The sequence below is a fragment of the Desulfovibrio piger genome (assembly GCF_951793255.1).
In the GTDB taxonomy this organism is placed as follows: domain Bacteria; phylum Desulfobacterota; class Desulfovibrionia; order Desulfovibrionales; family Desulfovibrionaceae; genus Desulfovibrio.
The window spans coordinates 2,001,773-2,015,123 of record NZ_OX636706.1 but is presented as its reverse complement, the minus strand read 5'-3'; the positions used below and the strand labels follow the sequence as shown (position 1 = coordinate 2,015,123).

General features: G+C 55.3%; 16 protein-coding genes, 2 tRNA genes and 1 other RNA gene. 13 read left to right on the top strand and 6 right to left on the bottom strand.

Going from position 1 to position 13,351, the window contains the following annotated elements:
- Position 1: 1 nt before the first annotated feature.
- From Q4I12_RS08900 to Q4I12_RS08885, 4 genes are read right to left on the bottom strand one after another with little or no spacing between them, the layout of a single operon-like run.
- On the bottom strand, positions 2–2,134 hold the full coding sequence (locus tag Q4I12_RS08900; RefSeq protein ID WP_302261369.1) for a penicillin-binding transpeptidase domain-containing protein: 2,133 nt from the start codon (positions 2,132–2,134) through the stop codon (positions 2–4).
- Between the two features lie 27 nt (positions 2,135–2,161).
- A complete protein-coding gene (locus Q4I12_RS08895; RefSeq protein ID WP_168935452.1) occupies positions 2,162–2,482 on the bottom strand; it encodes a hypothetical protein in 321 nt (106 codons plus the stop codon).
- The gene (gene rsmH / locus Q4I12_RS08890) at positions 2,479–3,483 is read right to left on the bottom strand and encodes a 16S rRNA (cytosine(1402)-N(4))-methyltransferase RsmH (protein ID WP_204674773.1); all 1,005 of its coding nucleotides are present in this window, start codon (positions 3,481–3,483) and stop codon (positions 2,479–2,481) included. Before rsmH ends, Q4I12_RS08895 begins: the two co-directional genes overlap by 4 nt.
- Positions 3,484–3,491: 8 nt before the next feature.
- On the bottom strand, positions 3,492–3,938 hold the full coding sequence (locus Q4I12_RS08885) for a division/cell wall cluster transcriptional repressor MraZ (protein ID WP_168935454.1): 447 nt from the start codon (positions 3,936–3,938) through the stop codon (positions 3,492–3,494).
- Between the two features lie 279 nt (positions 3,939–4,217).
- Here Q4I12_RS08885 and pyk point away from each other — a divergent pair, with 279 nt between their 5' ends.
- The 3 genes from pyk (at position 4,218) to Q4I12_RS08870 (ending at position 5,996) form a co-directional block, all read left to right on the top strand.
- Positions 4,218–5,636: a pyruvate kinase gene (gene pyk / locus Q4I12_RS08880; protein WP_168935455.1), complete on the top strand. Its 1,419-nt coding sequence runs from the start codon at positions 4,218–4,220 to the stop codon at positions 5,634–5,636.
- Positions 5,637–5,827: 191 nt separating this feature from the next.
- Positions 5,828–5,902, top strand: a tRNA-Gln gene (locus Q4I12_RS08875).
- Positions 5,903–5,919: 17 nt separating this feature from the next.
- Positions 5,920–5,996 (top strand) — tRNA-Glu (locus Q4I12_RS08870).
- Between the two features lie 29 nt (positions 5,997–6,025).
- On the opposite strand, the gene Q4I12_RS08865 is transcribed toward Q4I12_RS08870, so the two are convergent.
- Positions 6,026–6,169 (bottom strand): hypothetical protein, encoded by a 144-nt coding sequence (locus Q4I12_RS08865; protein WP_302261368.1) that lies wholly within the window; start codon positions 6,167–6,169, stop codon positions 6,026–6,028.
- A 143-nt stretch (positions 6,170–6,312) separates the two neighbouring features.
- On the opposite strand from Q4I12_RS08865, the gene Q4I12_RS08860 reads away from it, so the two are divergent.
- The 5 genes from Q4I12_RS08860 to trbJ all read left to right on the top strand — a co-directional run bounded on the left by Q4I12_RS08860 (position 6,313) and on the right by trbJ (position 9,549).
- Positions 6,313–6,386, top strand: an RNA gene (locus Q4I12_RS08860) — hammerhead ribozyme type II.
- A 202-nt stretch (positions 6,387–6,588) separates the two neighbouring features.
- Positions 6,589–7,653 carry a helix-turn-helix domain-containing protein gene (locus Q4I12_RS08855; protein WP_302261367.1) on the top strand — a complete coding sequence of 355 codons (1,065 nt, stop codon included), beginning with the start codon at positions 6,589–6,591 and terminating at the stop codon, positions 7,651–7,653.
- A 3-nt stretch (positions 7,654–7,656) separates the two neighbouring features.
- On the top strand, positions 7,657–7,998 hold the full coding sequence (locus Q4I12_RS08850) for a TraK family protein (protein WP_302261366.1): 342 nt from the start codon (positions 7,657–7,659) through the stop codon (positions 7,996–7,998).
- Between the two features lie 17 nt (positions 7,999–8,015).
- The gene (locus Q4I12_RS08845; RefSeq protein WP_302261365.1) at positions 8,016–8,744 is read left to right on the top strand and encodes a nucleotide-binding protein; all 729 of its coding nucleotides are present in this window, start codon (positions 8,016–8,018) and stop codon (positions 8,742–8,744) included.
- A 103-nt stretch (positions 8,745–8,847) separates the two neighbouring features.
- A complete protein-coding gene (gene trbJ / locus Q4I12_RS08840; RefSeq protein WP_437438855.1) occupies positions 8,848–9,549 on the top strand; it encodes a P-type conjugative transfer protein TrbJ in 702 nt (233 codons plus the stop codon).
- Here the strand turns inward: trbJ and Q4I12_RS08835 are convergent.
- A complete protein-coding gene (locus tag Q4I12_RS08835; RefSeq protein WP_302261363.1) occupies positions 9,546–9,944 on the bottom strand; it encodes a hypothetical protein in 399 nt (132 codons plus the stop codon). The genes trbJ and Q4I12_RS08835 overlap by 4 nt on opposite strands.
- On the opposite strand from Q4I12_RS08835, the gene trbL reads away from it, so the two are divergent.
- From trbL to Q4I12_RS08810, 5 genes are read left to right on the top strand one after another with little or no spacing between them, the layout of a single operon-like run.
- Positions 9,913–11,034 (top strand): P-type conjugative transfer protein TrbL, encoded by a 1,122-nt coding sequence (trbL, locus tag Q4I12_RS08830; RefSeq protein WP_302261362.1) that lies wholly within the window; start codon positions 9,913–9,915, stop codon positions 11,032–11,034. The genes Q4I12_RS08835 and trbL overlap by 32 nt on opposite strands.
- A gap of 33 nt (positions 11,035–11,067) precedes the next feature.
- Positions 11,068–11,331, top strand: a complete 264-nt coding sequence (locus Q4I12_RS08825) for a hypothetical protein (protein WP_302261361.1) — start codon at positions 11,068–11,070, stop codon at positions 11,329–11,331.
- Positions 11,332–11,354: 23 nt separating this feature from the next.
- Entirely contained in the window at positions 11,355–11,591 is a 237-nt protein-coding gene (locus Q4I12_RS08820; RefSeq protein WP_302261360.1) for a hypothetical protein, read from the top strand.
- 5 nt (positions 11,592–11,596) lie between these two features.
- The gene (locus tag Q4I12_RS08815) at positions 11,597–12,418 is read left to right on the top strand and encodes an HNH endonuclease signature motif containing protein (RefSeq protein ID WP_302261359.1); all 822 of its coding nucleotides are present in this window, start codon (positions 11,597–11,599) and stop codon (positions 12,416–12,418) included.
- Positions 12,415–13,008, top strand: a complete 594-nt coding sequence (locus Q4I12_RS08810) for a phage tail protein (protein WP_302261358.1) — start codon at positions 12,415–12,417, stop codon at positions 13,006–13,008. The genes Q4I12_RS08815 and Q4I12_RS08810 overlap by 4 nt, the downstream gene beginning before the upstream one ends.
- The last annotated feature ends 343 nt before the right edge of the window (positions 13,009–13,351 follow it).

Here is a 13,351-nt window from a genome sequence, read left to right as displayed (position 1 = left end):
GTTACCTCTCCGAGAGCCACAGAATGTAAGTGACGTTTTCTCCTTCCTTGGGCCAGGCCGTGCCCGGCGGCGGGCTCTGCCTGACCACGCGCGTGCCGGTCCCCTTGAGCTCCGGCACGATCCCGGCGCGGGCAAAAAGTTCCACGGCGTTGCGCACCATCTTGCCCTTGACGTCGGGGACCCGGCTGGAGGCCTTGGCCAGATGGCCGGGCTGCTGCATGGACGGCGGACGGCTGGTCTGGACGTCTTCCTTGGCCAGGAAGGGCACATCCAGACGCGAAAGCTTGAGGCCGCGCTGACGGCCCTTGTCCTTGTCCGGCTTGTCGTCCTTTTCCGCCTGACTGGTGGCATCAGGCACGATGGCGCCGCTGTAGGTGATGGCGCGCGAGGCGATCTCGCGGAACACGGGCGCGGCCACCACGCCCCCGTACTGGTTCTTGGTGGGTTCGTCCACCAGCACCACGATCAGATAGCGGGGATTGTCGGCGGGCAAAAAGCCCACGAAGGAGGCCAGACGCTTGGCGCCGTAGGAACCCGCCTTGTGGTCGGCCTTCTGGGCGGTGCCGGTCTTGCCGGCCACTTCCACCCCTTCGATGCGGGCCCGCTTGCCGGTACCGTCCTTTTCTTCCACCACGTCGCGCATCATGCCCATGACCTCACGGCAGACGCGCTCCGAAAAGATGCGCTCGTAACGCTGTTCCACATTGACCTGCTCGCGCAGCAGGCGCAGCGGCTTGTAGACACCATTGTTGAGCAGGGTCAAGTAGCCCTGCGCCATCTGCAGGGCCGTGACGGACACGCTCTGCCCGAAGGAGGCGGACATGAGGTCGGCCTCGCTCCAGGAGCGGGGCTGGCGCAGGATGCCCCGGCTGTCGGCCACGGGCACGCAGGTGCTCTCCCCGAAGCCGAGGGCGCGCAGGTACTTGTAGAGCGTGGGCGAACCCAGCTCCAGACCGATCTTGGCCATGCCGATGTTGGAGGAATAGCGCAGCACCTTGTGCGCGGGCAGCACGCCCTGCCGCGAGGTGTCGCGGATGGTCACCTTCTTGATCTCCCACTTGCCGTTCTCGCAGTCGATGGCCGTATTGCGGTTGATCTTGCGCTCCTGCAGGGCCGAGGCCATGACGAAGGGCTTGAAGGTGGAGCCGGGTTCCAGGGCGTCGGAGGCCAGCCGGTTGCGGTAGATCATGGGGCTGGACTGCCGGTAGGTATTGGGATTGAAGAAGGGATACTGCGCCCAGGCCAGGATGTCGCCGCTGGGCACATCCACCACCAGGGCCCCGCTCCAGCGGGCATCGAAGTCCCGGGCGGCACGGGCCACGGCTTCTTCGGCGATGAACTGCAGCTGCACGTCCAGCGTCAGCATCAAGTCCTCGCCGCGGAGCTCGTCCTTGCCTTCTTCATGCAGGTAAAAGCGGCGGCCCATGGCGTCGCGCTGCACCACCATGCGGGTGGGCGTGCCCGCAAGACGGTCGTCCAGCGAGCGTTCCAGGCCTTCCAGGCCTTTGTCGTCCACGCCCACGAAGCCGAGCAGCTGCCCGGCCAGATGCTTGAAGGGATAGACGCGGTCGTATTCCTTGGAAAGGCCGATGCCGGGCAGGCCCGCCTTGCGCACGGCCTCGGCGGTGTAATCGTCCACTTTGCGGCGCACCCAGACGAAACGGCGCTTGGTCTTGGAAAGCTCGTCATAGAGCTTTTGCGGTTCGATGCCGAGGATGGGCCCCAGGGTGTTGGCCATGGTCAGAAAATCCTGGATCTCCTGCGGCCGGGCATAGACGGAACGGGCCTCCACGCTGCGGGCCAGCACCTGCCCGTTGCGGTCCATGATCATGCCGCGCTTGCCGGTGACCAGCTCCGTGGCCATATGCTGGCGGCGGGCCTTGTCGGCCAGGCGCGGGCCCTCGATCATCTGCAGATACCAGGCACGGCCCCACAGGCCCAGCCACAGGACGCAGAAGATGGCCACGACAGCGGCAATGCGGGCCTTGCCCCAGTCCACCCTGTCGACCCAGCTCAGGCCCCTGTTTTTGGGCGCAACAGAAACACGCCGGGCCCCACCGCTGCGTACGGTACGCGATGCGGTACGGCCCGGACGACGTTTCTTGTCTCCGGTATCGGATGAGAATTTGAACATGCGTCCCCCGCTTGTGATGCTTGCCGGCTAGTGCGCTTCCATACGCCGGACCTGCCCCGGCTTCGGCTCCTTCATGCCGATCTCCTCCGCCTTGCGGCGCAGCTCGTACGGGGAAAGAAGGCGCTCCCGCTCCACTTCCAGCTTGGCGCGCAGGGCCTTGCGTTCCTGCAACTTGTTCTGGGCGATATTGATGAAGTAGGTGGTATCGATGCGCTCGATATTGCTCCAGACCAGGATCAGGCACATGGTCATGCAGGCCAGCAGTCCCAGCGCCAGCAGGAGCAGCCAGCTTTTGGTCTGGACCTTGCCCTGTCCGCGGAACGGCAGCCCGACCGACAGCTTCTTCATGAAACCGCCTCGGCTATTTTCTCCACGGCCCGCAGTTTGGCGCTGCTGGCACGCGGATTGACGGCCAGCTCGTCATCGTCGGCCTGCACGGGCTTCTTGTACAGGATCTCGACTTCCGGCACATGGTGGCACACGCACACCGGCACATGCCGGGGGCAACGGCAGCCCTCGGCCCAGTAGCGCATGGTCTGCTTGACCATGCGGTCTTCCAGGGAATGGAAGGAAATGACCGCCAGACGGCCGCCCAGGGACAGACGGCCCAGGATGGCATCAAGGAAGCGGCGCAGCTCGCCCAGCTCGTCGTTGACGGCCATGCGCAGGGCCTGGAAGGTGCGCGTGGCGGGATGGCGGCGGGCCTTGGCACGCCACGCGGGCGGATAGGCCTTCTCCACCAGGGCCGCCAGCTGGGCGGTGGTATCGATGGGGCTCTTCTGGCGGGCATCCACGATGGCCCGGGCTATGCGCCCGGCCTGCGGCTCCTCGCCCAGGGTGGCGATGCATTCCTTGAGGCGGTCGAAACTTTCGCGATTGACCCAGTGCCAGGCCGAAGGCGCGCCGGAATGCTGGTCCATGCGCATGTCCAGGGGCCCGTCCCCGTAAAAGCTGAAGCCGCGCTCCGCCTCGTCCAGCTGCAGGGAGGAGACGCCGATATCCAGCAGCACGGCGTCGACCTTGTCCCAGCCCAGGTCGTCGAGGGCCTCCTCGAACTGGCTGTAGCGGCAATGGTAGGTATGGACACGCCCACCAAAAGGCTCCAGCCGGCGCCGGGCCAGTTCCAGGGCTTCCTCGTCCCGGTCCAGGGCGCAGAGTTCCGCCTGGGGGGCTGCCTGCAACATGGCAGAGCTGTGCCCGGCCATGCCGAGCGTGCCGTCCAGGATGCGCACGGGGCGATCCCTTCCGGCATCCAGCACGGGCTGCAGGGCCGCAAGGGTTTCCTTCATCAGGACAGGGATATGCAGATCAGCCGCATTTCGTTCCTGTCCCTGCTGCTGCATGGTCATGCTTACCTCTAAAGAGCTATATCAAGATGACAGGCCGCCACTTCATCGCTGACGTCTTCCACCAGCAGGGCATCGAAGCGGGCCTGATCCCAGATCTCGAACTTGTCCGCCATGCCCACCAGTACCACGTCCTTTTGCAGACCGGCGGCACGCATCAGGGGCTGCGGGATACGTATGCGGCCCTGCGCATCGGGGACCATCCTCTGCGCAAGACCGAGCAACTTCGTTTTGACGTGGGAAAGCTTCATGGAAGGGAGGGGGACGCTGTTCAGCTTTTCGACGATGGCTTCCCAATCCGCAGGCATGTAGGCCTTGAGGCCTCCGTACAGACCTATGGTCAGCCAGAAGGAACCATCCCCGGCGGCCAGCAGGGCATCCCTGTACTCTGGCGGCAGCAGCAGACGGCCCTTGGCGTCAAGATTGCGATATGCGCTCTGGATAAACAGATTTGCCACCGATCCACCACCTGTCGCCCACTATTTACCACGTTTTCCCACTTATGCCCCACCCTTTCCCCCGCTGTCAAGCGAACATGACGGGACGGTGACAATCATGTGATTTTGTTTGTCAATTATTCCAATGGGCTGCCTGGGACTCGAAGCGAGGCGTCCCCGCCCGCCCGCACGCTTCCTGCCGCTTGACAAGCCGCAGGAAAGCCCGGATAGTTTTTTCTGGACATACAGCTTTATGAGAGAACATCCGTGCCCCCGCACGGGTATGAAAGGAATAAAGATATGAGAACCAAGATCGTCGCCACCATCGGCCCGGCTTCCAATTCCAAGGAAAAGCTGCGTCAGCTCGTCGAAGCGGGCGTCAGCGTCTTCCGCCTGAACTTCTCCCACGGTTCGGCCGCGGATTTCGTCCGTATCATCAATGATATCCGTGAAGTGGAAAAGGAGCTGGACAAGCCCATCACCATCATGCAGGACCTGTCCGGCCCCAAGATCCGTCTGGGTGTCGTGCAGGAAAAGACCATCCAGGTCACCAAGGGCATGCAGCTGCTGCTGGGCCTTTCCGACCAGCGTACCGATGAGATGCCCTTCCTGCCCTTCGACCATCCCGAGATCCTGGAGACCCTGGAGCCCGGCGACCGCATGGTGCTGGCCGACGGCGGTCTGCAATTCACCGTGCAGCAGAGCCGCCCCGACGGCCTGGTGCTGCTGGAAGCCAACAACAGCGGCATTGTGACCTCGCGCAAGGGCCTGGCCCTGCCCGGCAAGGCCACCAAGGTGCGCGCCCTGACCGAAAAGGACAAAAAGGACCTGAGCGACGGCCTGGCCCTGGGCGTGGACGCCGTGGCCATCTCTTATGTACAGACGGCTGACGACGTGCGCGAAGCCAAACAGCTCATCGCCGCCTCGGGCCGCCGCGTGCCCGTGGTGGTCAAGCTGGAGCGCCAGAACGCCGTGGACAACCTGGACGAGATCCTGAAGGAGACCGACGTCATCATGGTGGCGCGCGGCGACCTGGGCGTGGAATGCCCCCTGCCCCTGCTGCCCGCCCTGCAGAAGCGCATCATCCGCGCCTGCAACGCCATCTCCAAGCCGGTCATCGTGGCCACGCAGATGCTGCTCTCCATGGTCAACAGCCCCGCCCCCACCCGCGCCGAGACCACGGATGTGGCCAACGCCGTGCTGGACGGCGCCGACTGCGTGATGCTCTCCGAAGAGACCGCCATGGGCAATTTCCCGGTGGAGACCGTGCAGTACATGCGCAAGATCACCGACGAGGCCGAGAAGCTGCTGGTCAATGACCGCAAGCTGGAAGAACCGGCCGCGGACAAGGGCATCCCCGAGTTCCTGGCCTACTCCGCCTGCCTGCTGGCCGAGAAGGCCCACGCCAAGGCCATCGTCTCCCACAGCCTCAGCGGTGCGTCGGCCCGTCAGGTCTCCTGCCGCCGTCCTCCCCAGGACATCTACGCCCTGACCCCCGACCCGGTGACCATCAAGGCCCTGAACTTCGTCTGGGGCGTGCATCCCGTGTTCGTCGCCGATCCGGCCAGCGATCCCAGCCACCTGAGCCGCGCCGAGAACTTCATCCACAACTGCCCGGACTTCCTGCCCAACGAATGCGCCGTCATCACCGCCGGCCAGCTCAAGGGCTCCACGGCCACCCCGCGCGGTACCAACCTGGTCAAACTCTACTGGAAGTAAGGCTGCCGTAATGGCATCACCTGCCATCCCCAAGGCCGTCCCCATCGGGACGGCCTTTTTTTTACACCCAAAAGACACATATCAACATGCTAAAATAATTTATCTTTTTATTTTTCTCAAAAAAAATATCCACTTTTTTCATTTTTTTGTTTGACAAGAGGGCCGGTTTTGCGTAGATTTCATTTTCGCGATGGGCTGTCGTTCAATTGGCAGGACGGCGGATTCTGGCTCCGCTAATCAAGGTTCGAGTCCTTGCAGCCCAGCCATCACAACTTCATAGCGCGTCCCCATCGTCTAGCCGGCCCAGGACAACGGCCTTTCACGCCGTCGACAGGGGTTCAAATCCCCTTGGGGACGCCAACAAGAAATCAAGCGTAGCAATGTGCTTTTCAAAGCATGTTTCTACGCTTTTTTTCTTTTTTCAGCCCTTCTTCCTTTTCAAAAGCCCTTTTCAGCGCTGGTGATCCAGCCTGGAAGGGGCTTTTTGTCTTTCCCGCCTTTTCCATTGCACGAGCAAGTTGACTGACAGGCATTGTCTTACCCGAAAGTCCACGGAGAGGGAATGCCCGCCCGTGGTCGAGCAAGCCTTGCTTGTAAACGCTTACATAAGTTTTCCGCCGGAAATGGCGACGATGAGAACTCCCCCGGAGACAGTTCCTGGGGATCAGAAAAAGAAAGGCGAAACGCTGGCGTTTTTACGACCAGCGTCACCGGGGGATAGGTGCCCACGGTCTGACGAGCCAGCCCGCTCAAACAACAAACAACTCAATCGCTGGAGCGAACCTGAGAAAACTGTAGGCCAAAAGAAAAAAGCTCCTGTGTTCGCAGCACAGGAGCTATCTGCGGGAGCATCCGCAAATTTTGTGGATTAACTCTAGCCGAAAGGCTTAGCGGCGTCAAGCTCCGCAGCTCTGTTTTACGCTTTTTCCAAGGCCTGTCTGGAGCATCAGACATGGACACCATCACTCCGCAAGACCTGTCCGGGTCTCTTTTGCCGTCCTTTATCCTTCGGGAAGAGGTCTCTTCCGGCGCGAAACTGCTTTACGCGCTTCTTTGCAAATACTGCCATGACAAAGACCACTGCTGGCCGTCCCACAAGCTTCTGGCCGGTGAGCTTGGTTGCAGTGTCTCCAGCATCAAAAACTGGCTCCATGAGCTGGTGACAAACAAGCTGATCGCCATCCGAAGGGAAGAAGGCAGGTACACGAGTACCTATTACCTGCTTCGCCCTGCCGCTCTTGATGGCTCCACACCTTCCGGCCCTGACGGGACGTCCGGGATGCCCCTGTCCGGCGATAGCCAGACCGTGGCTACTGCTGGACAAAGCCACAGGCAAACCCTGGCTACGGAAATAAGTTTAAGAAACAAGAATAAATATTCCCCCCTTTCCCCCCGTGAACGGGCATGTGTCTGTTCCTCCTCGGCTCTAACCTTTCCGCGTCCACGCCCCTGCCGGGGCGGAAGGGGGGATTCTTCTCTTGCCGATTCTTCATTCGAGCAGTTCTCGCAGCGCTATCCACGCAAAGAAGCCAAGGAACTTGCGCGTGCCGTCTGGCATCGTCTTTGGCGGCGTGGTCTGCTGCCGTCGCTGGGCACGCTGCTGACCGCTCTGGATCGCTTCAAGCAATCCCCCTCATGGAATCGGGAACATGGGCGCTTCATCCCGCATCTTGTGAACTGGCTGCGCGGCCAGCGCTGGCTGGATGAACCCCATCAGGAGAGTTCCCTCCCCCCGGTCACGGAATGCGCCGCCGATCCCGTCCGGTCGGGCCGTATCAGGCAGCGTGTGGATGAGCTTGAGAGAAGCTGGCGACGCACGGAACCGGAACTGGAAGCGGCTCGCCCTGTGTTTGAAGCCTTTTTGGCCCGCTTTGCTGACGGACACATAAAGCGGGGGCCTGCATGGGGCCTGTGGTCACTGCTCTGGCGTCAGGGGAAGGCCCCGGATGCGTCCACGGCTCCCGAAGGGAGCATGAGTGTCCTGGATTTTCTGAAAACAGCACGATACGCCTGTTAAGCCATGAAGATGCACTATGGAATTGCCCGTGTTGAATTTCTTGCTGCAAAACAAGAAATAGAAACGATGATTTCCGAAGGCTATACCTTCGCGATGATTTTCAGAAAATTGAAAGAAAAAAATAAAATAACGATGAGTTATACGTCATTTGCCCGCTATGCTTCTGGGAGATATTTGACGCAAAAAGAAAAACTCCAGAATGGAAACACGGTAAAACAAGATGATAAGCGAAAAAGCAAGCACGAAATGCAAAATTCTGGAACGAAACTCCCACGGATCATAAAGGCAGACGACAAGGTGCCTTTCGGCAAAGAGGACATTGACCTCGGCCACGATATCTTTTGATGAAGGAGAGTATCACTATGGCAACAATTCATCTGATTTTGCAGGGGAAAGGCGGCGTGGGAAAGTCGATGATCGCCGCTTTCCTGTATCAGGCGCTACGGCATTTCGGGAAAGAGGTCATCGCCTACGACACGGACCCTGTGAACTCCACACTGGCGGCATTTGCCGAATTCAACGTCACGACGCTTTCCGTGATGAAAGACGGCAAGATCGACGATCGCAGCTTTGACAGCCTGCTGGAAGCCATCATGGAAGTGCCGCAGGATGCCCATGTGATCGTGGACAACGGCGCCTCCTCCTTTATCGCGCTCGGCGCGTATATCCAGGAAAATGATGTCATCGAGCAACTGGAGGAAGTTGGCCATACTGTTTTCCTGCATTCAGTCATTACCGGAGGGCAGGCTCTTGGCGATACCAGCAAAGGCCTGGCCAGACTTGCCAAAGCCTTCCCGGAATCCCCGCTGGTCGTATGGCTGAATCCGTTCTTTGGTGAGATCAGCATGGACGGCAAGCACTTTGAGGACTTCAAAATCTACAGGGAACACCAGGAGCAGTTCCATGCGCTGATCCCCCTGCCTGAAGGCAACAAAGCCCTCATAGGCAAAGATCTGGAAGAGCTGCTGGCCAGACGCCAAAGCTTTGAGGCTGGGATCAAAGGCAGCTCCACACACATCGCCGTCAAGCATCGCCTGAAGAAATACTGGAACCAACTCCTGGCCCGCATCGAGCAGGCAAATATCCTCTGAGGTCCCTATGCGCGTTTTTTCTTTGCTGCTTCTTCTCCTGTTCGGAACATGTGCGCCCTCGCACGGCGGGACAGTATACTGCACGAATTGCAGTGACAGGTTCATGCAGGCTGTGGAAAAAGCCACGAGCCTTGAACAGCTGAAAACGCTGGTCAAGGAATACGACGAAGCCATCCGGCAAACAGCGGCACAGCTCCAGATGGTCCAGCAGAATATCGAGCAATACACCAACATGGTGCAAAACACCGTGGCGCTTCCCAAAGAGATGATCCGAAAGATCGCATCCGAAATGTCCAAATTCGGACAGATCACTGGTGCCCTGACTACAATGCGCAATGATGTTGTCGGATTGGGCAAGGTTTTTGACGAGCTGTACAGCGCCCGCTCCGAGTTTAAAGAACTGGCCGGGCTGCCCAAGGAAATGCTTTCTCAGGGCATGACGCGCTACCATACAAGCTGGGACAATTGGAGCCGTCGTGTGGACGATTCGACCAGGGCGACGTTCCAGCTTTCGGGCAAGCAGCTAAAAGACCTGGAAGAATCAGGGGAGCTGGAAGCGTATGTCAATGACTTGCTCTCCACTCCAGATGGCCAGCAAAAGGCCCTCATGGCAGGCAACCAGCTTGCCGCTCTTCAGATACAGGAAGCCCGCCAGCTCCGTGAATTGCTTGCAACCAAGATTCAATCGGATTTGGCGGGCCAAGTGAAGCGGGAAAAAGAAGGGCAATTCTCCGAAGAGATGTCACGTGCTTTATTGAATAGTGAGGGGCTAAACCTTAAACCCATTGATGATCCTGAATTTTAAAATTGTTGCCTTATATATTCAAGAGCTTCTTCTTCAGTAATTCTGTTATATATTCGTTGCACACGATTTCCAGCAGATCCTGGAGTTTCTCGTATTATTTTGTTTTTATCAATAATAATTATTTTATCATACATTTTATTGTAAATGGAGTCGTTAATCTTTTTATATTCATCGAATTTTATAATTATGCTTCCATCAGGATTTTCTTCCATAGTAATTTTTTGGGGCTTTGTTTCTCTATGGCGTAATGTGTCATCTGTAATTATTAATGTTACTTTATGGCCAATCAATGGATATTCTTTTTCACTAAGCCAATACCCTTTTACATCAGCAGGGGCCGCGTTAGCCATAAAAGGAAGTAAGATGAATGTAAACAGAAAGAAAAACTTTTTCATGATATTCATTCTCCTTGGAATTATTATAATCAATCCAGATATAGCTGCTGCTGTTGATTCTGACATCATCAATAAAATTGTCAAGTCATTTGCTGATAAAACAGGTAAGTGGACAGACATCGCTAAAAAATATGCTAAGATTATTTTTTATTGGTGCGCAATCTTAGAAATTGCATGGCTCGGAATTAAAATGTCTCTTAGTGGTGCTGATATCAAGGATACACTTAAAAATTTTTGTATAACAGTTGTTGTATGTGGATTTTTTTTAGCTGTTATTAACAATTATTATGAATGGTCTCGTCAAGTTATCAGTGGGTTATTAGCGATATCTGGCGAAATGGGAAATATTCAAAATGCTTCTGACGATGCCTTCAAGAAAGGACTTGATCTTTGCCAACAGCTTTTTTCAGCATTGAAAGAGATAAGCATCCTTGAGGATGGAGCTTTGCTTTTGGGATCACTGGCAGCTCTCTTTATAGTAATCGTCTGCTTCTGCCAGATTACAGCCCAAGTTATTTTTATTAAGTGCGAAGCATATGTGGCAATGTTGGCTGCTTGTATTCTTGTAGGATTTGGTGCCTCATCATTTATGCGGGATTATGCAATCAATGTACTTCGTTATATTTTAGCTGTGGCTTTCAAGCTGTTTGTTATGCAACTTGTCATAGGTATTGGTTATACTTTTATGCAAGAAGCCATCACCCCAAAAGCCAGCTTCTATACGGTCTGCGTAACAATAGGCGTCGCCATCGTTCTCCTTGCCTTGGTCAAACAGTTACCGGATACAGTTGCCGGAATCATCCAAGGCTCGCATGTCAGCTCCGGACAGGCCCTTACTTCCACCGTCACGGCAATGGGCGCTGGGCTGATGGGGGCGGGCCTCGCTATGGGAGCTGGTATGGCTAACGTCGGCAGGGCCGCGCAAGTCGCAAAAGCTGAAGGTGCTCAGGGCGTCCGGGGGATCATGAAAGGGACTGCCAGCAACCTTTGGAATGCCACACGAGAATCCATGCACAACAAGGATATGCGCAACAACACCGTCTCTTCATCGCTCAGGCAACGGATCGAGGCTGCCCGCCTGCGCAAGTAATGACCATCTGCAACAGGAGAGGAGGAAACCGACATGGCAAAGAACAAGATCATCAACCTGAACGACCATCTGTTTGCCCAGCTTGAACGCCTTGGCGATGAGAATTTGAAAGGAGACGCTCTCAAGGAAGAAATCTCGCGTGCGTCCGCCGTGAGCGGCATAGCCGAGCAAATCATCAGAGGTGGGGATCTGATGCTACGCGCCCGGATCGCAGCCGATAACACCGTGCGGGGAGACAAGATTCTTCCCTCTATCCTGGGAGCGGATTACGGCCCGGATTCCGATACCAAGCAATAGGCTGGCATAGAGGGAGGGGGAGCATGTACGGCAATCACGCCATGAAAAAAGCCCTTGACGCTCTTACACGACAGTCAGGGTGCTTGAAGAAAGAAGACCTTGGGAGCGCTCAATCCTTGCGGGAAGCCAGCCGCATCAGGGAGATGGCAACATTGTGTTCACAGGTCAGCTCTGTAAAGAAGTTGCTCTTAAAGAGCAGGCATGCTTCAGAGAGTATTCTGATCGGAAACAAAATTCTTCCTGAAATACTTGAGGAGTGACTACCATGTTTAGATATTCCGCTGAGATGATAGAATTCCTTCGGGCTAATAAGGGGTCGATGACTATGAGAGAGTTGACCCAAAAATTCAATGACACATTTGGACAAGAAAAATCTTTAGGTGCCATACATAGAGTATGCTTTGATAATGGCATATGCCAAAAAGTATGCTATAATAATGAACTCATTGCTTTTATAAAAAAGAATATTCCAAAAATGAGCTATAGAGCACTCACTGATGTCATTAATAAAAAATTTAAACTAAACAAAACAATCAAGCAGATACGAGCATTTTGTATTTATCATAAAATATATAATGGTAAGGGGAAAAAGAAGTCAGATCATTTTGTATTTACCAGCGAAATGATTTATTTTATTAAAGAACATGCACAGCACATGAATCGTTCAAAATTAACTTGTTTATTTAATAAGCATTTTGGTAAAAATATTTCTCTATCAATATTAACAAATAAGTGTCATAAGATTGGATTGACGCATATATATCCAGACACAAAAGAAATTAATTCTGAATGCAAAAACAAAAGAGATGGATATTTTATAAAAACTAAAGATGGTTGGATACCCAAGCAACGTTTTTTATGGGCACAAAAAAATGGGCCTATCCCACCGAATTGTTGTGTCATTTTCGCAGATGGCGACAACACAAATTTTGATGAAGACAACCTCATCTTAGTAAACAGGAAGGAGCATTTCCGTCTGAACAAAAACAAACTCAGGTTTAATAATCCAGACTATACAAAAGCTGGATTAAATATCGTTAAACTCTCACTTGAAGTTGAAAAACGTGAAAGGGAAGTGGAATCATGAAGGCTCATCTTTCAAAAATCATCTTTTTGGTTTGGTCCCTGTTGTGGGCAGTCCCGGCCCATAGTCTTGACGCGACCTCCTTCAATCCTACGGCGGTAGAGGTCACGGCAAAAGCTACCAGCTCCATCCCAGTCGGCACGATCATCGCTTGGCCGGTTGCGCAGAATCCGGCCGATTGGCAAAATTCTGACGGCTCTTATAACTGGCTGGAATGCAATGGACAAAGCATATCGAAAACAGTTTACCCAGAACTGTTCGCGCTTATGGGCGGGCATACGCCTGATCTGCGCGGCCTGTTCCTCCGGGGGCATGGAGGAAATTCCGCAGGGTTGGGAGAACAGCAGGGGCACGCCATGCGGGATATTTCCGCGTCAGGCAATATCAGTGTCGGGTTTGGCGGTTATTTAAGCGGGAGCGGCATTTTTAAGCCTGTAGGAAGCCACAAGGTCACAGTTATCCGGGGAACATGGGACAACAATTGGAGCAGCACCAATTATGGCCTTGATCTTTCTGCCGGTGGAGTTCCCGTGGCCAATGAGGTGCGCCCCGATAACCAGGCCGTCCGCTATCTCATCAGGGCCATTCCTTAACGCGCCCGTATCAGGTAGCGTACAGCCTGATTCACTGGACGGATTTCACCATCGACCGGAGTAACACGTGAAGCGTAGAAATTGGCTCCCCTTTTACTCCAGTCCGATCCTTCAGAACGATGCACACCAGAAGCCCAAGGGCTGCCATAGTACATGGCCCCTTGGGTGCTTGTTCCCCAACCAGGTGCGATCAGTTCAGGAAAGCTCCCCCATATCTCCCGGATCGCATCCCCCTGAACCTGGCCAAGTTCCGCACTCTTGTGTGTCACAGTGCCATAATGCGTTGACGTATGGGAGCCGTGGCCGCGCAAAAAAAGCCCTCTCAAATCAGGCGCATGCCCGC